This window comes from Alteromonas sp. MTD1, assembly GCF_042848195.1.
Lineage (GTDB): Bacteria > Pseudomonadota > Gammaproteobacteria > Enterobacterales > Alteromonadaceae > Alteromonas.
The window spans coordinates 66,138-88,561 of record NZ_BTGG01000010.1; the positions used below are offsets into that span (position 1 = coordinate 66,138).

21 protein-coding genes and 2 tRNA genes are annotated in these 22,424 nt (G+C 44.9%); 8 read left to right on the forward strand and 15 right to left on the reverse strand.

The window, feature by feature from the left end:
• Positions 1–29: 29 nt before the first annotated feature.
• The 9 genes from ilvN to orn form a co-directional block, all read right to left on the reverse strand.
• The gene (gene ilvN / locus ACGHAV_RS14330) at positions 30–527 is read right to left on the reverse strand and encodes an acetolactate synthase small subunit (RefSeq protein WP_390382047.1); all 498 of its coding nucleotides are present in this window, start codon (positions 525–527) and stop codon (positions 30–32) included.
• Entirely contained in the window at positions 527–2,245 is a 1,719-nt protein-coding gene (locus ACGHAV_RS14335) for an acetolactate synthase 3 large subunit (protein ID WP_390382050.1), read from the reverse strand. Before ACGHAV_RS14335 ends, ilvN begins: the two co-directional genes overlap by 1 nt.
• A gap of 233 nt (positions 2,246–2,478) precedes the next feature.
• Complete coding sequence (gene maoP / locus ACGHAV_RS14340; RefSeq protein ID WP_334015609.1) at positions 2,479–2,856, reverse strand: DUF413 domain-containing protein; 378 nt, start codon at positions 2,854–2,856, stop codon at positions 2,479–2,481.
• Positions 2,857–3,136: 280 nt separating this feature from the next.
• Positions 3,137–3,604: a hotdog fold domain-containing protein gene (locus tag ACGHAV_RS14345; RefSeq protein WP_390382054.1), complete on the reverse strand. Its 468-nt coding sequence runs from the start codon at positions 3,602–3,604 to the stop codon at positions 3,137–3,139.
• A 216-nt stretch (positions 3,605–3,820) separates the two neighbouring features.
• Positions 3,821–5,398 carry a sulfotransferase gene (locus tag ACGHAV_RS14350; RefSeq protein WP_390382057.1) on the reverse strand — a complete coding sequence of 526 codons (1,578 nt, stop codon included), beginning with the start codon at positions 5,396–5,398 and terminating at the stop codon, positions 3,821–3,823.
• A gap of 200 nt (positions 5,399–5,598) precedes the next feature.
• On the reverse strand, positions 5,599–8,070 hold the full coding sequence (locus ACGHAV_RS14355; protein ID WP_390382060.1) for a TonB-dependent receptor: 2,472 nt from the start codon (positions 8,068–8,070) through the stop codon (positions 5,599–5,601).
• 693 nt (positions 8,071–8,763) lie between these two features.
• Positions 8,764–8,839: transfer RNA gene (locus tag ACGHAV_RS14360), tRNA-Gly, on the reverse strand.
• Positions 8,840–9,000: 161 nt separating this feature from the next.
• A tRNA-Gly gene (locus ACGHAV_RS14365) sits at positions 9,001–9,076 on the reverse strand.
• 101 nt (positions 9,077–9,177) lie between these two features.
• The gene (gene orn, locus ACGHAV_RS14370; protein WP_334015603.1) at positions 9,178–9,723 is read right to left on the reverse strand and encodes an oligoribonuclease; all 546 of its coding nucleotides are present in this window, start codon (positions 9,721–9,723) and stop codon (positions 9,178–9,180) included.
• 86 nt (positions 9,724–9,809) lie between these two features.
• Between orn and rsgA the strand changes: the two genes are divergently transcribed.
• From rsgA to ACGHAV_RS14390, 4 genes are all read left to right on the forward strand, one after another.
• Positions 9,810–10,853, forward strand: coding sequence for a small ribosomal subunit biogenesis GTPase RsgA (gene rsgA / locus ACGHAV_RS14375; protein WP_390382063.1), 1,044 nt, complete (start codon positions 9,810–9,812; stop codon positions 10,851–10,853).
• 271 nt (positions 10,854–11,124) lie between these two features.
• Complete coding sequence (gene asd / locus ACGHAV_RS14380; protein ID WP_390382066.1) at positions 11,125–12,051, forward strand: archaetidylserine decarboxylase; 927 nt, start codon at positions 11,125–11,127, stop codon at positions 12,049–12,051.
• A 3-nt stretch (positions 12,052–12,054) separates the two neighbouring features.
• Positions 12,055–12,933, forward strand: coding sequence for a DMT family transporter (locus ACGHAV_RS14385; RefSeq protein WP_390382069.1), 879 nt, complete (start codon positions 12,055–12,057; stop codon positions 12,931–12,933).
• An 8-nt stretch (positions 12,934–12,941) separates the two neighbouring features.
• Positions 12,942–13,670, forward strand: a complete 729-nt coding sequence (locus tag ACGHAV_RS14390) for a glycerophosphodiester phosphodiesterase (RefSeq protein ID WP_390382072.1) — start codon at positions 12,942–12,944, stop codon at positions 13,668–13,670.
• A 67-nt stretch (positions 13,671–13,737) separates the two neighbouring features.
• Here the strand turns inward: ACGHAV_RS14390 and ACGHAV_RS14395 are convergent, their stop codons facing one another.
• From ACGHAV_RS14395 to ACGHAV_RS14405, 3 genes are all read right to left on the reverse strand, one after another.
• Positions 13,738–14,166 (reverse strand): MerC domain-containing protein, encoded by a 429-nt coding sequence (locus tag ACGHAV_RS14395; RefSeq protein ID WP_390382075.1) that lies wholly within the window; start codon positions 14,164–14,166, stop codon positions 13,738–13,740.
• A gap of 287 nt (positions 14,167–14,453) precedes the next feature.
• A complete protein-coding gene (locus ACGHAV_RS14400) occupies positions 14,454–15,239 on the reverse strand; it encodes a divergent polysaccharide deacetylase family protein (protein WP_390382078.1) in 786 nt (261 codons plus the stop codon).
• Positions 15,240–15,471: 232 nt separating this feature from the next.
• The gene (locus ACGHAV_RS14405) at positions 15,472–16,656 is read right to left on the reverse strand and encodes a murein hydrolase activator EnvC family protein (protein ID WP_390382081.1); all 1,185 of its coding nucleotides are present in this window, start codon (positions 16,654–16,656) and stop codon (positions 15,472–15,474) included.
• A gap of 315 nt (positions 16,657–16,971) precedes the next feature.
• Here ACGHAV_RS14405 and ACGHAV_RS14410 point away from each other — a divergent pair, with 315 nt between their 5' ends.
• From ACGHAV_RS14410 to gpsA, 4 genes are all read left to right on the forward strand, one after another.
• Positions 16,972–17,397, forward strand: coding sequence for a rhodanese-like domain-containing protein (locus tag ACGHAV_RS14410; protein WP_390382084.1), 426 nt, complete (start codon positions 16,972–16,974; stop codon positions 17,395–17,397).
• Between the two features lie 12 nt (positions 17,398–17,409).
• Complete coding sequence (gene grxC, locus ACGHAV_RS14415) at positions 17,410–17,670, forward strand: glutaredoxin 3 (RefSeq protein ID WP_334015593.1); 261 nt, start codon at positions 17,410–17,412, stop codon at positions 17,668–17,670.
• Between the two features lie 74 nt (positions 17,671–17,744).
• Positions 17,745–18,254: a protein-export chaperone SecB gene (secB, locus tag ACGHAV_RS14420; protein ID WP_390382087.1), complete on the forward strand. Its 510-nt coding sequence runs from the start codon at positions 17,745–17,747 to the stop codon at positions 18,252–18,254.
• 10 nt (positions 18,255–18,264) lie between these two features.
• Complete coding sequence (gene gpsA, locus ACGHAV_RS14425; RefSeq protein ID WP_390382090.1) at positions 18,265–19,269, forward strand: NAD(P)H-dependent glycerol-3-phosphate dehydrogenase; 1,005 nt, start codon at positions 18,265–18,267, stop codon at positions 19,267–19,269.
• An 82-nt stretch (positions 19,270–19,351) separates the two neighbouring features.
• Here the strand turns inward: gpsA and trmL are convergent, their stop codons facing one another.
• The 3 genes from trmL to ACGHAV_RS14440 all read right to left on the reverse strand — a co-directional run bounded on the left by trmL (position 19,352) and on the right by ACGHAV_RS14440 (position 22,381).
• On the reverse strand, positions 19,352–19,816 hold the full coding sequence (gene trmL, locus ACGHAV_RS14430; protein ID WP_334015590.1) for a tRNA (uridine(34)/cytosine(34)/5-carboxymethylaminomethyluridine(34)-2'-O)-methyltransferase TrmL: 465 nt from the start codon (positions 19,814–19,816) through the stop codon (positions 19,352–19,354).
• Between the two features lie 140 nt (positions 19,817–19,956).
• Positions 19,957–20,925: an alpha/beta fold hydrolase gene (locus tag ACGHAV_RS14435; protein WP_390382094.1), complete on the reverse strand. Its 969-nt coding sequence runs from the start codon at positions 20,923–20,925 to the stop codon at positions 19,957–19,959.
• 94 nt (positions 20,926–21,019) lie between these two features.
• A complete protein-coding gene (locus ACGHAV_RS14440; RefSeq protein WP_390382097.1) occupies positions 21,020–22,381 on the reverse strand; it encodes an ATP-binding protein in 1,362 nt (453 codons plus the stop codon).
• Between the last annotated feature and the right edge of the window lie 43 nt (positions 22,382–22,424).

The window sequence follows — 22,424 nt, forward strand, 5'->3', positions numbered from 1 at the left end:
TTGAATGCGGCTTTTAACGCCTAAGACTATTAAGGTCGCAGCGCTCTATCACCTCGAGCAAGTCCGCACACACCGGTGCGCGATGACTCAATAATTTCCGCACATTGCCCCATGGTGCTGGCAAAGGCGTCAAGCTTGTCGGTGGTGCCCGTAATCTCAATGGTGTAATTATTCACGTTCACATCAACAATACGCGCGCGGAAGATATCAGCATTGCGCTTTACTTCAGAACGCACTGACTCGGTGCGCGTTGCCACTTTGATTAGCATAAGCTCGCGCTCGATATGTGCACCTTCGCTTAAATCTACCACTTTAAGCACGTCAATGAGCTTATTAACTTGTTTGGTAATTTGCTCGATAACTTTGTCGTCGCCGTGCGTAATAATAGTAAGGCGCGATAAGCTAGCGTCATCAGTAGGTGCTACGCAAAGCGAGTCAACGTTGTAACCACGCTGAGAAAATACACCTACAATTCTTGAAAGTGCGCCGGGGGCGTTTTCCATTAATACAGAGATAATACGTTTCATCAGGTTCGCTCCGTCTTGCTTAAGCGCATGTCATCCATTGCGCCGTACTTAATTTGCATAGGATATACGTGTTCGTTTTGGTCTACTGAGATGTCCATGAACACCAAGCGATCTGTGTAACTAAAACATTTCTCCATTGCGGCATCTAATTCGTCGAGTTTATCTACCTTAATGCCCACGTGACCGTACGCTTCAGCCAGCTTCACAAAATCTGGCATTGAGTCCATATAAGAGTGCGAATGACGGCCTTTATAAATCATGTCTTGCCATTGGCGAACCATGCCCAATGCACGGTTGTTTAGCGAGATAATTTTTATTGGCAGGTTGTACTGCAAGCAGGTAGACAGCTCTTGAATATTCATTTGAATACTACCGTCACCCGTTACCACTACCGACGTTGAATTTGGGTGCGCAAACTGCACGCCCATTGCGGCAGGCAAACCAAAGCCCATGGTGCCTAGACCACCCGAGTTAATCCACTGGCGAGGCTTATCATAAGGGTAATACAATGCAGCAAACATTTGGTGCTGACCTACGTCTGAGCTTACATACGCTTTACCATCGGTATGCTTGTAAAGCGCTTCGATAACCCGCTGCGGCTTAATAACCTCTTCACCTTGGTTGTAGTTTAAGCACTTACGCGTACGCCAAGTCTCTATTTGCTGCCACCAGTCGCTCAGCTTGTCTTTTTGACCCGACAAGTCTTTCTTTTCTACCTGACCTAAAATTTGTTCGAGCACTTTATCAACCGAGCCAACCACAGGAATGTGTGCGTTAACGGTCTTAGAAATAGACGCTGGGTCGATATCAACATGAATAATGTCGGCATGTGGGCAGAACTTGTCTACATTGTTAGTTACGCGGTCATCGAAGCGTGCACCTAGTGCAATAATGCAGTCGGCATTATGCATAGTTTTATTCGCTTCAAGGGTACCGTGCATACCCAGCATACCTATAAATTGCTTATGAGTACCCGGCATTGCGCCTAAGCCCATTAGGGTACAGGTTACTGGCGCGTTAAGCGTTTCCGCTAGCTGAATAACTTTTTCAGATGCATCACAGGCTACTGCACCACCACCTACATAAAGTACAGGGCGTTCCGCTTTAAGAAGCGATTCAACCGCTTTCTTAACCTGCTTAGGGTGGCCCTTTTCTGTAGGGTTGTAAGAGCGCATGGTTACATCGCTTGGGAACACATACGGATGCTCTTCTGCTACGTTTACGATGTCTTTCGGTAAATCAACCACTACCGGGCCAGGTCGGCCGGTATTGGCAATGTAATACGCTTTCGCAATCGCTTCAGGAATATCAACCGCACGCTTAACTAAGAAACTGTGTTTAACGATAGGACGCGAACAACCTACCATATCGGTTTCTTGGAACGCATCTTCACCGATGTGCATTGACGGTACCTGACCTGACAGTACAACCATTGGGATAGAGTCCATGTAAGCAGTGGCAATACCCGTAATAGTATTGGTTGCACCCGGACCTGATGTGACGAGCACTGTGCCGGTTTTGCCAGTTGAACGTGCATAACCATCCGCCATATGTGCGGCTGCCTGTTCATGACGCACGAGGACGTGTTTGACATCATCTTGCGCAAATAACGCATCATAAATGTCTAGTACGGCACCGCCTGGGTAACCGAACAAGTGTGTCACTCCTACATCTTTTAGCGCTTCAACCACCATGGCTGCGCCCGACATCATTTTCACAGTGCTATCTCCTGTAATGGGTTGGGTGTTTGTCAGCGTACGTTGACGATGCCCCGACTATATCTAAGGTAATAGGAAGATAAAACACCAAATCGCGTAAAAGTGAGATATATATCCCAATATTCGTAATAATTAGGATAAATATTTCGATGTGAATGTGAAATTTACACTTATTAGGATATAAATTTACACCAAGTTAACAAGGACGAGGAAATAACTTGGTGTAGGTAGGCTTAGTCATCAAGATCGATGTCGAGGTCACTGTTATCGCTTATATCGTCATCATCGTCAACCTCTTCCGCAGCACCACGCTTCGAACCATAAATACTGGCAGTTTTAGGGCGATTGATACGTGCTTGGTACTTTAACCACGCTTTTTCTTGGGGCGTTGACGGTTCGCGATGCCCTAACGCCGACTCTAAGTACTGTTGCTCTTCATCGTTTTCTGGCGTTATCTTTCCGTCGACCAACGCCGCGAAAAGGCTGCCGTGAGCCTGCAGTAGCTTACTTTCGTTTATTGAGAAATCGCCAGAACGTGCAAAGCCATAGGGATAATGCTTTTTATCCGCAAACGGCTTTCTAGTAACTTGCTCTTTGGTGATCACTGACATCTTAACCTCTTCCACAACACAAAATGTTTGTAATACAAGCAAGATTAATTGATGGCTAAAGCGGTAAAAGACGAGCGTTGCTTTAGAAATAACCCACAACAAACCTTGGTGAAATAGACTTCCGATATAGCGTTCTTATCGCTGTACACGTTATTCTTAGTTGGGTTTTTAAAGGCTGTCAAAGAATTAAGTGAAGGTAGTAAAAACTTAACAAAACAATCATTATTGAAAGGTATAAAAAAGGCCGCGAAGCGGCCATTTTTGAATATAGACATTCTATTTAAGCTTTGCGTTTTTCGCTTACCCATACGGTAATAGTGCCGTCAACAACTACCGTACCTTCAGCATTATACGCTTTTACCGAAATTGGCAGATCGCCTGGTTTCCATGCATCTTCAGGTACTTCGGCTACACAGCGAATATCCGAATCGGCTTTTGCAGGATATTTCACTTCCATGCCTTTAGGGATCCAGCGCAAATTTTTTGGAATAGACGCCTCACACATAAAGCCCATTGCCATTTCCAAACCGTTACAAATAGCGATAACGTGAACCGTACCAATATGGTTTTGCACTGCTTTGCGTTTGTTAATAAGCACTTCGCAGTAGTTGGGTTTAATGTCAGTAATTAGTGGTGAAACCGTTGAAAAGTAAGGTGCTCTTCGCGCTGAGTACCAGCTAAATAGCTTCTGCCCAAACGGCAGTTTCATAAATTTGTTGTAGGTGTTTAATACATAGTTTTTTGACATGGTGTCCACGCTGACTATTCAAAGTCTTACAAAAATTCGTTTAAGCACCTTGGTGTTTAACGTGTTAAACAACGTTGGTTTTAAAGGCGCCACTCAATCTGGTTAGACCAGTTGCATGTCTATAAACATAATCGTTGTTTAATACAGTTGCAACAAATGAATTTAATACACAACTAACGATATTATGTTTTGAGTGTGTAACAAGTGTGTACTGAGTTATCCAATAATTGCTTTTAACTTATCGAGTTGAGAGTCATACCGTTTCCACCTTCCAATCGACTTTGTGTTAATGGGTTCGCGCACTTGAACCTTACTTGCGGTAGATACAGGTAGTGTATTGTCTTGTACTTGAAGACATTGTGCTTCCCAAGATAAACCGCAGAACGCGAGCATTGATTTCACTTCTTGCTCAGGGTTTTCTGCTAAACGTTCATACGACTGTACATGAATTGACTCAGGATAAGCTTCTGCAAAACGATTTATCCACTCATTAAACCCTAAATAAAGTTGGCCTATTACTTCTAAATCATAGGCATAAGCATAGTACGGACTGTGAATTGAAAATAGCTGTCGAAAGTTACCTACGCAGGTGTCCATAGCATTACGCTGTAAGCATACAATTTTTGCGTTAGGTAATGCCCGCCGTATTAAATCAATATAGAAAAAATTGAACGGTAATTTATCTACCAAACGTTCGTGCCCTTTTCGCAAAAACGCGGTTCGTGTGAGGTAACGTTCACCAATAGCACTTAGATTACTTTGGTAGGCCTTTTCAATGGTTGGCGTGTCTAGCACCAACTGACTGTTAGTGCCGGCAACTTGTTTTACCGCTACACCAAAATCTTGGAGTTCGCCGCCCGATGCCACTTTTGAGTGGTGACTTAGAATACGCTCAACCAATGTGGTGCCACTTCGCGGCATGCCTACAACAAAGATAGGCGCATCACTTGTTTGTGAACTCTTCGGTGTTTGAATGTGTAAGTTGCGTTTAAGCGTTTCGAAAATTGACTGGTAGTCTTTTAATGCAGCTACACTACGCTGGTGATGCGGCACCTTAGCATGCTGAAGCGACTTAAAAGCGCGTTCATAATCACCCAGCAAATCATATTCTTTCGCAAGTGCATGACCAATATGAAGGCGGCCCTCTGGGTTATTTTCCACCTTTTCAGCAAGTGCAGTAAGCTGTTGTAGTCGCTCCTTCGACAATGTGCTTTCATCGCTAGCGTGTTCATCTGCACCTGAAGTGCCTAAATCAGACAGGGCAAAATGGGCTTGATGGAAGTCAGGCGCAACAGTAATGGCCTTTTCAAAATGAGCGCGAGCCAACGTAAATTTTCCTGCAAATTTGCAGCTAACCGCATAGTTGTAATTGTACTGAGGGTTGTTAGGTGAAAGCGCTAATGCTTTTTCAAAGTAAGCTTTTGCGGTGTCATGCAAGCCTACACGAGAAAGCGAGACACCTACGGTATCAAGATCTAATGCTCTAGACAGAGAATCGACAGGTGCCATTTGTACACAATCTAGCGCTTGTTGCATGTCGCCTTTAAGGGCATAACCCTTTGCCATATAGGCAAAAGTAATTGGCCTTTTCTCAACATCATTAGACGTTTCAAACAGCGTAATGGCTTTGTCTATTTGCCCAATTTCAATGTGTATGATGCCAAGCAAAAAATAAGCATGTGCATGAGGCCCAAACTGTTGGATAACCTGAACACAGTATTGGTGAGCTTGCTTGTAGTCACGCTTACCAAGGCATTCAACCGCCTTGTTTAAACGCGTATCGTTTGAGTTCATTGTAAAGCCGCTTTTGTATTCAATGGGTAATATTGTAGAAACTTTTTTCGGTAGTGCTGTAGCTACAAAAAAGGCGCTTATACATACTGCATAAGCGCCTTTTATTATTGCGCGTATCTTTTATTTCTACGTGTACGATGTCGTAAAACACCATACTATCACAAGTAATATGTAGCCTTTAGCCTAAGCTAAATACTCGATTACATGCCGAACTGATACTTAAACATCAAGCCAATTGTGCGTGGCGTTAGCACGTAATGGCCATAGTTACGCTGTAGCTCAATACCGTTAGGCTGCAGTTCGTCATTAAACTGACCTAAACCAATATCGCCCACATTACGGCGAGTTGATGTAAAGGCATACTTGTCGAACAAGTTGTCTATGTACAAGGTCACCGACCAATCTTCATCAGAAATCGTGGCATTTAAGTTACTCACTGCATAACCCGGCAGCGCTTCACCGTCTTGACGAAGGCCAACAGTAGTAAATACATCGCTTTGCGCTGTAATACCGTAGTTTACGTCTAACATTTTATCGCCAAACACTTCTTGGCTGTATGTAATACCAAACGATAGCTGATGCTCAGCTGTACCCGGAAGGCGATCACCTTCTTTGCCGTCGTAGAAGTCTTGAAGTGCAGTGCCCTGCTCGTCAAACACACCAAACAAGAATGGCGCGTCAGCCGTTAACTCTGCTTTCGTGTAAGCATAAGTAGCATAAGTAGTGATGTTGTCGCCAATAATTGCGCGCATCGAGAACTCAGCACCTTTCGACTCAGCCCCTTCTGCATTTACTGTAATTGGCTGCTGACCATTCACCGTAGCACCTGCCACCTGTGGGTCTTGCCAATCAACATAGAATAGCGCGGTATTTAGCTGAAGCTTGTTTCTGAAGAAACTTGTCTTAACACCAAGCTCATAGTTTTGCGTAGTATCAGCTTCAAAAAGCTGCTCGTTATCTAGCGCACAAACAATCTGGTTATTCAGCTCGTCGATATTATCAGGGCACGCAGCCACGCTGTTCGCGCCACCAATTCTAAAGCCTTCGCTCACCGTTAGGTATGCCATTGTGCTATCGGTAAACTGATAACTGGTGTTAAATTTAAACAGTGTTCCGCTGTCGTCAGCCTGTGTTTCACCGTAATCAAGCACGATAGAGTCTGAGGCACGACCTTCAAATACAGTGAAATAAAGTGGTAAATCTACGGCAGAACGAGAATATACATCGTATTCATACGCTCGAAGACCTAATGTAACGTCCCACTTGTCGGTGATGTCGTAAGTAAGTTCACCGAAAAGCGCTTTTTCAGTGACTTCAGACTCGTCAACCGAGAAGTACTCAAGTGCATCAGGACGGTAGTTTCCGTCAACGCCCCACACATCAATGGCGTAAATGTCGAAGTTCGGCGTAAATTCTTTACTGCTGCCTTCGCTATCTAGGTCGTAATAAAAACCGCCGATAATCCACGATAGTGGACCATCGTTTTGCGATACTAAGCGTAATTCTTGCGTGAATATCTCGCGGTCAGTAAGCTCTTCTGTATAAGCAGAAAATGCTGGAAACTCTTCGTAACTGTAATCAAGACGAATTAGCAAGTCGGTTTGGTCACGTTGACCGTCAGCTTCAAAACTAGATACACCAGTGGCAGATACTAGCTCAGCAAAACCTAAATCGGCCTTCATTTCTAAGCTTAGCAATTCGTCTTTTTTATCTCTTGGCTCTTCATAACGGTAAGCAGATTCGTACTTACCTATGATGTCGCTTAATGGGTTTTCTTCTGCAAGCGAGCCGAAATGTGTTATTGAACGACCTTCAACTTCTTGCTTCTGATAAAAATACGTCAGCGTACTGTCGAACCAGTCGTTAGGCGCCCAGCGCACTGCAATGCGACCGGTTAATGTGTCTTCACCATTGTTATCTTCAACACGGCGCAGATTGTTGTTAACGTCTTCCTCGTTTGACCAATCTGGATCTGGCAACGATACACCGGTTTGACGCACTACGTAGTTGTAGTCTAGAAAACCTGGGTTATTGAAGTAGTTTAATGACGCACGAACACCTAGCTCGCCATCAATAATAGGCGCGTTAAAGACGACGCTACCTTCGCCACCTAATGAGTCACTTTCGTTAATGCTAAACACGTCGCCAGTAACTTCACCTGACATAAATTCAAGGTCAACGCTCTTAGGAATGTAACGAATTGCACCACCTAATGTACCGGCACCGTATAAGGTACCCTGCGGACCAATAAGCACTTCTACGCGGTCTACATCAACCAAGCGCATGTTTAGAAATAGTGGAATGTCACCAAAATAAGTGGCTACAGTGCCGCCATTAGAACCTGGGCCAGACGAGTTGGTGTTCAAGCCGCGAACGATGATTGGAGAATCGTTACGACCACCCTGATCGGTAACAGTAAGACCCGGCACCCAACGTGCTACTGCATCTAGGTCTTCTATGTTTTGTTGTTGAAGTACGTCAGACGTTAATGCTGAGATATTAATAGGTACTTCTTGTAGCGTGCCGCTTCTGCGTGTAGCGGTTACTTCTACTTTTTCAATTTGTTTTTCGTCAACTGCAGTGGTTTGTGCGTAAGCGCTTTGCCCTGTACATGCGGCTAAAACAGCACCCGCAACGGCAGAAAAATGAAAAGGCGTACTTTTCTTAAACATTCGTATTCTCTCTAAGTCTTTGCTGCTTTTTTCAAAACACAACGAACACATTGTCATACCGGAGAATCCGACATTTCGCTGTATTTCAAAAAACATGAGGTTTTTAACCGGCGCTTTTTTAGTCGCTTTTTATTTTTGCTTTTATCGACCGTACTTTCTCGCTTTGGATTGAGCAGAAAGCATGCCGGAATTGGCGCGCATTCTAATACAAACCACATCAAAAACCAGAGAAAAAAGGATATTTATTCAAAAAAAGTGCAATTATTATCAATCGAGAGAAAGATAATACGTTGCACTTTAATGGCGCCATCACATTGCACCACATCGAGCACCATTGTTTAAGGGCATCAAAGTTGATAAACACCGAATAGAAATAGATTCAGCTACATCGAAAGCACCAAGTTAGTGCACAAAAACAATGAATACTTACCCAAAAAATATTCATTCAACTGAATAAATACAAAAATAAGGGTACGGTACAGACAATATTAACTAGCATAAGACCACACTTGGTCGCGGGCCCTTCAAGGGGTCGCATAGACACAACTGTATTGTGTTTGAGTCTTCGTGATTTTTGAAAATTTGGAGCGGGAAACGAGATTCGCTAACTGGCCGACACTCGGTCGCGGGCCCAACAAGGGGTCGCATAAATATTACAGATGATGTTACTTGAGAAAACATTGTGTAAGAATTTGGAGCGGGAAACGAGATTCGAACTCGCGACCCCGACCTTGGCAAGGTCGTGCTCTACCAACTGAGCTATTCCCGCATAGAGTCGATGCTGTGCATCTTTTTGAAACTTACCGAGGGTAAGTGAATTTGGAGCGGGAAACGAGATTTGCCAACTGGCCGACACTCGGTCGCGGGCCCACAGGGGGTCGCGCTTTTCACGCTCACTGAAAGTAATGATTACTGTCAGCTTTTAAAATTTGGAGCGGGAAACGAGATTCGAACTCGCGACCCCGACCTTGGCAAGGTCGTGCTCTACCAACTGAGCTATTCCCGCAACAAAAGAGGTACTTCGTTTGAAGTGGTGCGCATTTTACAAAAATTTTGGGGTAACGCAACCTTTAATTCCACTTTTTTTACCCTTAGTAGTTTGAATGCCTAAATCGTAAACACTTTCTCACGATAGTAGCGCATTTCCTCTATAGACTCGCGAATATCGTCTAATGCCAAATGCACGCCTTTCTTTTCAAAACCATCTAATACTTCTGGCTTCCAGCGGCGCGTTAGCTCTTTTATTGTGCTTACATCTACATTGCGATAATGGAAATAGGCTTCAAGCTCTGGCATGTATTTCACCATAAAGCGCCTGTCTTGCCCTATTGTGTTCCCGCAAAGTGGCGATTTACCAGCATCAACCCATTGCTCAAGAAAAGCGATGGTTTGCTTGGATGCTTCTTCAACCGTTATTTTGCTGTCTCGACAACGCTGGGTTAACCCACTCTCACCATGTACTCGCGTACACCATTCATCCATGTTATCCAGAATTTCATCGCTTTGATGTACAGCAATAACAGGCCCTTCAGCCAGAATATTTAACTGCGCATCTGTCACTATGGTGGCAATTTCCATTACCACACACGTTTCAGGATCTAACCCTGTCATTTCCATATCTATCCAAACAAGGTTACTGTCGTGTTTACTCATTACGTTCCTCTTTGCGCTACAGACATGGCAACCATGCCCTACAAACGGTATTATTGACATAGTATACGTGAAACTAGAAAAGAATCGTGGCGAAAAAACCAAAACTTACACAACGACAGAAAAGACAAGTTGCAGCGAACCGAAGCAAGCGTTTGCAAGAAAAGCATGCGGGTAAAGGCAAAGCTAAGCTTGACGAAAGCACCCTTGAGAGCGGCACAGTGGTAGGTCGCTTCGGTAAGCACGCCGATGTTGAAGACGCTATGGGCAACGTGTCTCGATGCCATATTCGCCGTACAGTCGACTCTGTGGTATGTGGAGACAAAGTTTTTTTCAGCAAAGGAGATGACGCTGAAACTGGTGTTAGTGGCGTAATTGAGATAGTAAAAGACAGGCACTCCGTGCTTACCCGCCCCGATTATTACGACGGTATTAAACCCATAGCCGCGAATATAGACCGCATTATTGTGGTAAGCGCCATTTTACCCTCGCTGTCGCTAAACATTATCGACCGCTATTTAGTTGCTTGTGAAGATATTGGCATTACGCCATTAATTGTACTGAACAAAGTAGAATTATTAAGTGACGACGAGCGCAGCGCGGTAAAAGAGCAACTTGTGACTTACGAAAAGCTGGGGTACGAAGTGCTGTTTACCAGCTGTAAAACCGGTGAAGGCATAGCTGAACTTAACGACTACTTAAACGACAACATAAGCGTATTTGTTGGTCAGTCGGGCGTTGGTAAGTCTAGCCTTATAAACCAAGTACTGCCTGACGCCGACGAATTAACCGGTGAAATTTCTGACAACTCAGGCTTAGGACAGCACACCACTACTGCAGCAAAACTGCTGCACCTTCCTGCTGGCGGCGATCTTATTGACTCGCCTGGAGTTCGCGAATTTGGATTGTGGCATATTCCAACAGAACGTATTACGTGGGGATTTATTGAGTTTCGCGACTACCTTGGTGGTTGCAAATTCAGAGACTGCAAACACCTTAACGACCCGGGCTGTATTCTTAGAGAAGCGGTTGAAGAAGGCAAAATTAGCAAAGAGCGATTTGAAAGCTATCACCGCATTCTAACTACCATGGACGAACAGCGCCCAAGCCACAGTCTACCGCCGGGGGCCTAACGCGCAGCGTCGCGTGCTTATTCCCAGATGAAACTTCTCATAATGTTAAAGTTGACCGCGGTCCTTTAACATCATGTACAATAACAACCATCTGTTTATGCAATTGTCTATCAACGTGAAATTATAAAGCATTTATATTCACGTGCTTATGTTTAAGCGCTTTTATGATGAGCTCTTGAAGCAATAAAGACGAGCGTTGCAGAAGATATATCGGGTGATGAATGTGGATGTTCTACGTGAATCGTGCCCGCCCAAATAATGGAGATACTCAGTGTTAGACTGGCTTAAAGTTAATTTACAGTATGTTACCCCTAAGCACTTGCTTTCCCGCGCCGTGGGCCTGCTTGCTGCAGCGGAAATGGGAAGCGTAACAACGTTTTTCATAAAAGCATTTATCAAGCAGTACAACGTGGATATGACCGAGGCACTGTATGAAGACCCGGCTCATTATCGCAGCTTTAATGCCTTTTTCACTCGCCCTTTAAAGCCAGAAGCACGCACAATTAATAATGATGAAAACGTGCTTATTCATGCAGTAGACGGCACGGTAAGCCAGTTCGGCGATATAAACAGCGACAGTATTTTTCAAGCGAAAGGCCACGACTTTAGCTTAACTACGCTACTTGGCGGGAAACCCGAGGTAGCTGCACCTTACAAAAACGGTAAGTTCGCTACTATTTATCTAGCGCCGCGCGACTACCACCGCATTCACATGCCTGTTGAAGGTACGCTTACTGACATGATTTACGTGCCAGGTGAGCTGTTTTCAGTAAACCCATTAACTGCACAGAATATCCCAGGTCTATTTGCACGCAACGAACGCGTGGTAGCGCTTTTCGACACGCCGGTTGGCAAAATGGCCATGGTGCTTGTTGGCGCCACTATTGTTGCTAGCATTGAAACCGTTTGGGCAGGTACAGTAACACCACCAGCAGGTAAAAACGTTCAGCATTGGTCTTATGAGAAAGACAGTGAAGCTGCGGTTAAACTGGCTAAAGGCGACGAGCTTGGACGCTTTAAGCTTGGCTCTACCATTGTAGTGTGTTTTGAAAAAGACATGATTAACTTTGATGACATGGCGCCTGGCATGGTGACACGTTTAGGTGAACCCATGGCGAGTCGTGTTAATGAAGTAGAGACTTCTTCTGCTGAGGGCTCTGCCGATAGTTCTTCTTCCGCTGAGGGCTCTGACAGCTAACTTATGGATGCTGTTAAAAAAAGCCTAATATCGCTGCACCTTACGGTTATTCTACTTGGTGGCACGGCCCTTTTCTCAAGGTTAGTGCCGCTAAGCGCTAGCGATATTACGCTTGTGCGCTCGGTTTTTGCTTTTATAGCCCTGTTTGCATTTTTAAAACTGGCCCAACAAAAAATTACCCTTAATTCGAAAAAAGACTACGGCGTTGCGCTAGGTCTTGGCGTGCTCATGGCACTGCATTGGGTAACGTATTTTGCTGCTATGCAGTATGCTGGTGTATCGGTAGGCATGATAGCGTTGTTTACTTTCCCGGTGATCACGGTACTTATTGAACCGTTTTTCGAAAAAGTACGACTGGTTTGGCAAGACGTTGTGTCGACGCTCACAGTCATTGCGGGCGTGTATCTTATCGTGCCCGAAACGTCACTTGAAAACGACGTTACTCTGGGTGTGCTTATTGGTATCGCCTCGGCAATACTTTACTCGTTCAGAAACCTTATTCACCGTAAGCACTTTAAACATTACAGCGGCGCCCAAGCAATGGCATGGCAAACGCTGGTAATCGCAATTTTGTTAATGCCATTTGGCAGCGCAAGCATTGCCCAAGCTTCCAACAGTACATGGTTATTATTACTGTTACTTGGTACTGTGTTTACCGCCTTACCTCACGCACTTATTGCTGCAAGCCTTCGCCATTTGCGAGCAAAAACGTTTTCACTTATTGCCTGCATGCAGCCGCTTTATGGTGTTTTTCTTGCGGTACTGCTTCTTGATGAAAAGCCAACGTGGGTTACGCTTTTAGGAGGTATACTTATTACTTCTGCCTCTGTGTATGAAACGCTGAATACCCACAAGCTCCACAATAACGATACGTCTAACTAGGAAACGTTATGCGCATTTATGCTCACCGCGGCGCGAGTAAAGACGCACCAGAAAACACCTTAAAAGCGTTTCGCTTGGCATTTTCGCAACATGCCGATGGTATTGAGTTCGATGTTTATCAGCACGAAAACGGCATTATTGTTTTTCACGACAGAACGTTAAGACGACGGGCGAACGCCGAAGGGTATCTGCTTGAAACGCCGTGGTCTACGCTACAAACCTTCGACATTGGTGACGGTGAACACATACCCACGTTAAGTGAAACGCTAGGTGTGGTACCAGCCAATAAATGGTGCAACATTGAAATAAAGCACCTTGTTGACGTTAAACGCTGGGTGAACGACGTGAAAGCAGCGTTATCACAAAGCCAGATTGCCATTGAGCACGTTTTAGTATCGTCGTTTAATCATCATTGGCTTAAAGCCATTACCGATTTATGGCCAGAAGTTAAGATTGGCGCATTGTCAGCAAGCTACGAATTAGATTGCACGGCCAGTGCCAAGGCGTTAAATGCTTATTCAGTGAATATTGCGTTAGATGCGGTAGATAAAACCTTTGTACAAACGGCGCTGTCTGAAGGGTTTAATGTGTACGTGTACACCGTAGACGAACCCAAAGATATGGAAATGTTGGCGCAGTGGGGTGTTACGGGTATTTTCACCAATGTGCCCGAACTAGCAAAAAGAGTCATGGCAAAAAGAGCCTTGGCAAAAGATACCGTATCGGAAAAGTCTTAGTATGAAAAATGCTGGCGAACGCACCTTTTCGCTGGCGCAACAGCAACTATACCCTGGCGCAGTAGCTTTATTTTAACTCAGTAGATAAGTGCTCGCTGAACACTGTATTCTTGCAACACTTACACTGACGGCATAAGCGCATATTCACCCAATGTCCCGCCACTATTAACATTGCGCCTATTGCTATGGTAAACGGTTCGTAGTGATGTCCGAAGATATCTTTGAACCAATAAATAACGCCGCCGCTAAATAACAAACCCAACGGGTAAAATTTACCATGGTAACGCAGCGCACCATTTAATAAGGCAACTGCCCCCACAATCAGCGAAAACGATAAAATAGCCCTTTCGAACCATACTTGCGCAAAAAAGCTAGAGCCAATTAACGGAAGTAACGGCACCAAAAGCGGTAACGCGAGACAATGCAGTGCACACAGGCTAGACACCCAAATGCCAAGTCTGTCTAATTTTGCTGGATTATCTTCAATTGGAGTCATTACCACAAATTCTCGTTACCAAAAACATCAATGCTACGCGTCGGACGTTATATTATAACAGAGTACGCAGAATGAGAAAGGTAAGCACATTAAATTTTGGACTTACTGAGATCAAAATAGACTAATTGGTAAACCTTGAAATCAACTAAAAGCGTCTTTCCAAAGGTGCTGCACGCCTAACTCGTTGAAAGTTTGCTGATGTGTAAAAGGAAGTTCAAAGGGAAGTAAAAAGCGAATACATGAGAAAACATTGTATTAAAGGCGTTTTAATTCAAATACAGCCAGCCTTATTCATTTGGCGCAGAGCTAGACATATCGGGAAGACTTGTAGAAGCTAATGCTTCAGTAGGTGCAAAATAATCTGCAACAGACTTTAAGTTAAACCCTTCTGCTTCAAGCGTAGGTAAGTGCTTTTGCAAGAAAGCAATGGTTTCTGGATGAGGATGACCGATAACAACCACCTGCCCACGCTTTTTAGCAATGCGCTTCATGCGATTGAATTGGCGTGATAGAAATGCCTCGCTTAGTTCGTGATCGAGAAATACTTGCCTACTTACACTCGGTACACCAACACGCTCAGCAACTTCTTCACCTTTTGTTTGGACTGTTGTGCGACTGTCTACGAAGAAAAGTCCTTGGCGCTTTATTTCCTGCATTAGCGCTTCCATAGCCTGCTCTTGACCTGTAAATGCGCTACCCATGTGGTTATTGACACCCACAGCGTTGGGCACGCTTTTTATAGCTCGGCGTAACGTATGGGTAATAGCACCGGCATACATATCGGTTGATAAACCAAGCGGCCCCATGTTCAGGCCTTTTTGCGACTGCATGGGCATATGAAGCATAACAGCACGCCCTTCTTGTTCAGCGCGTTTGGCAATATCTTCAGAAAGGGGCGTTTGAGGTAGTATTGAAAACGTCACTTCTTTAGGAAGTGAGAAAGCAGCGACATCGGACGGCCTGTAACCCAGGTCATCTAATATAATTATGATGTCGGACTTTGCCATTACTGCATGGCAAAGTAGCCCGCTTAGCACACACAACAGACTTGTTATTATAAGACGCATGCGCATCTTCAATTATCCATTTATTTATCGTTATTTTTATCTGAAACGCTATTGCGGCGCGTTATATTCTGGCATTAATTAACACCAGTCTTCCCCAAGAAATAACGCGTCTAGGTTTCGTGCACAGTAGCTTCGCCTTATTGGCTATCTCTTTGGATAACCTTAGCGCTGGCGCTTTAAACTACTGTGCTGTTTTAAAAAGCATACCAATTAATTGGTGATATTCAACTTTTTGCTATTAATTAAACCAAGCTCGTGGATTTAACGCTTTGCCTTTATGACGAATTTCGAAATATAGGTTAGGATATTCTTGTCCACCACTTCGCCCAACCAGTGCGATACGTTCGCCCTGTCTTACTTCATCACCCGCTTGCTTGAGCAATGCCTGATTGTGGCCATAAACACTCATATAGCCTTTGCCATGATCAATAATAGACACCAGCCCAAAGCCGCGTAACCAGTCAGAATACAGTACTTTGCCCGGCGCAATAGAATTAACCGGGTCGCCCTCAGCGCCATCAATAATGATGCCTTTCCAGCGTACCTGCCCCTGTCGTCGATTTCCGAACAAGTTTCTTATTCTTCCATCAACGGGCGATGATAGTTTACCTTTCAGCTTTGCTAATCCGTCTAGCGTGATCTCTGCTTCGCGAGCCGCCCTCTCTGCTGCTAAACGTGCGGCTTCAATGGCGTCCTTAAGTGCTTGTTCGTCGGCCTGTAACGACGCTATGCGTTGGCTTTCCGAGGCAATGGTGCTTTTTATTTTCTTCAGCGTGGTTTTTCTGTCGTTTTGACGGGTAATTAACACGGCTCGCTGGTTTTCTTGGTCCGCCTGTAGTGATGCCAGCGCCTGCGCCTTTTCTTCAAGCTCAAGCGTTACAGCTTCTAGTCGCGCTACGTTAGCTCTGAAATTTTCAATTTCTTGCTGCCGTGCTTTCGCCACATATTGATAGTAAGTAATAACACGCTCGAAGGTTCGCGCATCGTCTTGGTAGAAGAGCATTTTGGCATAGTCGTAATGCCCTGCCATAAAGGCGCTTTTCAATTGGCTTGATAGTAACGACTGCTGCTGTCTAATTGCTGTTTTTAATTCACTTTGTTCGTTCTCGAGGGAGGTCTGCTCGCTTTCAACCTTTTCAAGCGATTGCTTAGTGTTTGCTAACGCTTTCGCTACTTTTGCTATTTCAAGCTCAGAGCTTTTCAACACGTCTTCTAGCTCTTGAGCACTTGCTTTACTGTTTTCAAGCACTTGCTGGCGAGCGCGTAGCTCTGCTTGCAGCTCGGCAAGCTTCTCTTTTTGCTGGCCTGCTTGCTCTTGTGCAGCTACTGGAGCAGCGAAACTAAGCGATAAACCAAGCGCCAAGCCAAAAGCTAGCGCGCAAAAGATAGCAACATTAAAAACGGTAACAAAGCGATTAAACATGAACAGGGTAATTCGTCTTTTATTAAATTATTGTGCAAAGGTGCTCAGTAAGCCAGTGTATCTGAGGTACAGTGATATGCCCAGTGCAATTTATTCGTAATATCAACCATCTAACATTGTGTTGTGTATTGTACTTTTATCTTAACTTTAACTCTAGATTAAACCGTTCTCATCATTTCAAAGTGCTGATTGCAACAATGGCAAGGCTTACAACGTTCACTGCCTACAACATCAAAACATCAGTAGGCTGGTTTCTCGTCTATTTTTCTATATACTTTGCACTCTTTTCAAGGTCTGTAGACAGGGTTAGAGGTAATGGATCAACTAGTTGAATTTGCTGGTAACAATATTGTTCTTGCCGGTATTTGGATGGCGCTTGTGGGTATGCTTATATTTAGCTACATCAGTGCGTGGACATCATCAGTAAAAGAAGTAAGTACACACGAGGCAACACTTTTAATGAACAAAAGCGATGCAGTTGTACTTGATACGCGAGCTGCAAAAGAGTTCAAAGCGGGCCATATTTTAGGTGCAAGACAGATAAAACCTGAAGAGTTGCGCGAGAAAAACTTTAAGAAGCTTGAAAACAGTAAAGACAAACCCATTATCGTAGTATGCGCTATGGGTAATCAGGCTCGTGGTACAGCCAATGCGATGCTTAAAGATGGCTTCGCGAATGTTAATGTATTAAAAGGCGGTATGAACGCTTGGCAAAGCGCCAGTCTTCCCGTCTCTAAATAACAGGTAACCGTTATGAGCAAAGTAGAACTTTACACCAAGGGCCACTGCCCATACTGCCATCGTGCAAAAGCACTGCTGACACAAAAAGGTGTAGAATTTATTGAGTACCCAATAGATGTAAAGCCAGAGCTTCGTGACGAAATGATTGAGCGTGCAAACGGCGGTTGGACTGTGCCACAGATTTTCATTGACGATCAGCACGTGGGCGGCTGTGATGATATGATGGCTTTAGAAGCTCAGAGCAAACTAAACCCAATGCTGGGTTTAGATTAAAGCAATAAGTAAGCGTCAGCGCTTTTAGCAACGCACTACATTAAATTAAAACGACAAAATTAATAGGAAATACCATGGCTGACGAAAATCAGACAAACAACGGCGACGCAGCGGCAGCACAACCTCAACAGGGCCCGCAGTTTAATATTCAGCGTATCTTCACTAAAGATATCTCTTTCGAGTCGCCTAATGCGCCAGCTGTTTTCATGAAAGAATGGAAACCAGAAATTAAACTGGATATCGATACAAGCACTAACAAGCTTGACGAAAACGTTTATGAAGTAGTGCTATCTGTAACAGTTACTGCAATGCTTGGCGAAGAAACGGGCTTCTTATGTGAAGTACAGCAAGCTGGTATATTCCAAATTGGCGAAATGCCTGACCAAGCAAAAGCACACACGCTTGGCTCGTTCTGCCCGAACATGCTTTTCCCATATGCCCGTGAAACGATTTCAAACTTGGTTAACCGTGGCACATTCCCTCCGCTTAACCTAGCGCCTGTTAACTTTGACGCGATCTTCGCAGCTTACGTGCAAAAACGTGCACAGCAAGCACAAGGCGAAACACCAAAAATGGACGCCTAATAAGGTGGAGATGAAGTCGAATTCGGTTTCAGTATTGGGGGCGGGGTCTTACGGCACCGCCCTTGCTTTTTGTTTAGCCAGAAATGGCAACCCCACTCTTCTTTGGGGCCGTGATGAAAGGCATATTGCTGAAATGGAAGCGAACCGAGAGAATGCACGTTACCTACCCGGCGCAACTTTTCCTGATGCGCTAGTGGTAAATGGCAATTTAGAAGAAGTGGTTGCTGCCAGCCAAGATATCTTAGTAGTAGTGCCTAGCCATGCATTCTCTGCAATGCTTCAAAGCTTAAAGCCATTACTGAAACCTCATCAACGCATTATTTGGGCTACCAAAGGGCTTGAGCCCAAAACTGGCCGATTACTGCGCGATGTGGCAGAAGAAATATTAGGTACTGACCACCCTCTGGCGGTTTTGTCTGGACCTACCTTCGCAAAAGAAATGGTAGCAGGTTTACCCACGGCCATTTCACTTTCATCTACCGACGACACACTAAGTGATGAGTTTGCAGCGAAACTCCATTGCGCCAAATCTTTCAGAGTGTATAAAAACTCAGATTTTACTGGTGTGCAGTTGGGCGGCGCAGTGAAAAACGTTATCGCGATAGGCGCGGGCCTTGCCGATGGTCTTGGTTTTGGTGCTAACGCACGAACGGCGCTTATCACGCGCGGATTAGCTGAGCTAACTCGCTTAGGCGTAAAGCTAGGCGCCACCCCTGAAACCTTTATGGGAATGGCAGGCCTTGGCGACCTTGTACTTACCTGTACCGATAACCAGTCGCGTAATCGCCGCTTTGGCCTAGCATTAGGGCAAGGTAAAAGCGTAGACGTAGCCATTGAAGAGATTGGTCAGGTAGTAGAAGGCTACCGGAACACCGAAGAAGTACACGTGCTGTCTGAAAAGGTTGGCGTTGAAATGCCAATTTGCGAGCAAATTTATGCGGTGCTTTATCATGGCAAGTCACCTAAAGATGCAGCATTAGCACTGCTAGGACGAGACTTGAAGCAAGAAGCTTAAAAGGCAACTCGCCATTTTAACCGTTAAAAAAAAGGCTGCATTGCAGCCTTTTTCTTTTGCTATAGCTTGTACAGATTCGGTTTTATCTTGCCCCTTCGTAACCAAATTGACGCCAGCTTTCATACACAAACACCGACACCGCATTTGATAAATTCATACTGCGACTATCTGGTAGCATGGGAATACGCACGCGCTGCTCTGGCGGTAACGACTGGATATAATCGTCGGGCAACCCTCTCGTTTCGGGGCCAAAGATAAGTGCATCGCCCTTTTGATAGCTTACGTCGCTATGAAATGCCTTACCTTTGGTGGTGCAAGCAAATACACGATTAGGTTTAGCATCTTCTAAGTACGCGTCTAAACTAGCGTGGCGCTTAACATGAGCAAACTCATGGTAATCTAACCCTGCTCGACGCACTCGTTTATCATCCCATTCAAATCCCAGTGGCTCGATAAGGTGTAACGTAAAACCGCTGTTTGCACACAAGCGAATGATATTACCCGTGTTAGGCGGAATTTCTGGTTGATAAAGTACAATATCTAACATGCTTAACTGCGCTACCTTAGTGCTATTAACTTAACTAAATAAAAACGCGTTCATTTTACAATGAAAAGTGAGCAATCATCACGTTTTCATTTGAGGGCTTTTCACATGTAGCTTTTCAGGTGCACCTACACAAGGCACGCCTACTCACTGGCAAGGAAATCAAGCATCCGCGCTAGCGTGCGCTCTCTTATGTCATCCGCTTCGGTAAATAACTCGTGGTAAGCCCTTGGCACTATTTCCAGTTCGGTATTCGGCATTTGCTGCGCCACCCGTCGCTGGCGTTTGTTGTCGATAATGCTGTCTGCATCTGCGCTAAACAACAAAGTAGGCGTGGTTATGGCTCTAGCACTATTTTCTATTGTATTCATGGCTTCGTGGGCCGCTTTAAGCCACTCGGTAGTTACACCGCCTAGCTGTATCTCTTGCTCTTCATCATACAGCTCTCTAAACAGCGCATAGCGGGTTTTGCTGTGCGTAAGTTTATTTAATGAATAGGGAAACGCGATATACGGGGTTTGCCCAAAGAAGTAACCAGAATCTTGTTTTTTCATTCTGTTTACCGCTAGACCTGTTCTAATAAGGCCGTTAGCTAACCAGTTCGGAAGCGCAGGCTTAATGCCAAACATGGGCGATGCTAGTACGGCTTTACTAAATAACGTGGGTACGCGAAGTAACGTAAGTGCGCCAATTGCGCCGCCCATGGAATGACATACCAGCTGTAAATCGCCCTGCTGCTTTGGTTTTACAATGGTATTTACGAAGGTAATGACATCGTCTACATAGTCGTCGAAGTGTGCTACATAGCCATGCTGTGGGTCGTGAGTCATGCGCCCAGACAGCCCTTGGCCACGGTGATCTAAAATAAACACAGCAAAACCGTTTTGATATAAATCGTAAATGAACTCTTTGTATTTTAAATACGATTCGATGCGCCCAGAACTGATCACTAGCGTAGACTTAGGCGCTGATGGAATACAGTAAGCATAGCGCACGGTTACGTTGTCTTTGCCTACGAACTCACTTTCAGTGACATGCTCTTTCCAAAAGGGATTAATGTGTGCAGCAAAAGTACTTGCAAGGTTGTTTTCTGACGTGAACGTCCAGTTCATTGTGGCACCTATAAAAACAGGAAATAGACAAAAAGGGCCATCAATACTCCAGCGTATTTACGTGTTGTGCGAGTATGGCTATAAAAGCGTAACGTTAGCTTTTCTTAAAAGCCAACGTAACATGAAGGCCACCAGTATCTGCCGGCGCGGCGGTTATATGTCCATGATGCAACTCCACGGCGGCTTTTGCAATGGATAAACCCAAGCCCACACCACCGGACTCTCTCTCACGGGCCAAAGAAGCGCGATAAAATGGCGCAAAAATTCGCTCGCATTCTTGCGACGACAAGCCGTCTCCATCATCAACAATATGCAAAGACCAAAAATTATTGTCTTCACTGAAGTACACTTGTGTTGTTGTGTGGCTGTGTCTTATTGCATTGCGCAATACATTTTCAACCGCTCTACACAGCATTACTGCGTCTACATTTACTATAAAAGTAGGAACTTCAGATACCACCAGCTGTTTATTACTGTTTACTGCCTCAAAGTGTGCGTCGGTAAACACCTCTTTCAGTACATCCGGCAATGGTGTTGCACTTAGCGTTATCTCGCCTGCCTCTGCGCGGCTTAACGCGAGAAGCTGATCGATAAGCGACGCCATTCTGTCGGCCTCTCTTTCTACCCGCTCAAGCGTTGCAGGGTCGACATTTTGTTGATGCGCCAGCCCTAACGCCATCTGCAAACGGGCAAGGGGTGACCGCAGCTCGTGAGAAACATCTGCAAGCAGACGCTTCTGCGCCCCCCACATAGCCTCTAGCTGCTCGGCCATTTTATTAAAGTCTCTAGCCAGTTGACCTAGCTCGTCTTGGCGGTTTGACGTAGGCCCTACTCGTGACTGCCACTCACCGCCAGCAAGGCGTTTTACCGAACCTTGAATATGCAAAATAGGGTTAGTAAATGTTCTGGCGAAAAGCCAACTAAGCAATGTAGTAGTGATAAGCGCAATAATAAGGAACAGTACAATAGGCGGTGTTTTTTTCTCAGGTAAGTCGAACTTGGCAGAAAAAAGCGCGTAGCGTTCCCCTCTTCGCTCAAAGAACAGAGGCCCAATAAGCTTAAGTGCACCACGCTTTATGGCAATGGGAGAGGTTTGTTTGGCTAATCGCTTCAAATCGCGAATGTCATTCTCTCGAAGTGGCGGCCCCATCGACATAACAATGTCTTGTGTGGCGGTATTCACGGCAATAAGGCGGCCCCGTAAGCTACGCGCGTTGCGATTAACCACTTCTTGTAAAGGCATGCGTGATAGGCGTGGGCGATCGAAACGTTGGGTAATGCTTGTTAATGTAGCAAGTTCATCGGGCGTTATCTCAGACACTTCTAAATCAACAAAAAATAATCGTGCGCCCCATATAGCCAGCAGTGCGGTAACAATAAATGTTACCCAAAACCACAGGAATAAACGCCCCATTATGGCGCGGGTAGGGTTTATATTGTCGAGCAAGGTTTTCAATACTAGTCTCTTTTAATGTTATCTCTTTCAGTTACTAATTTTG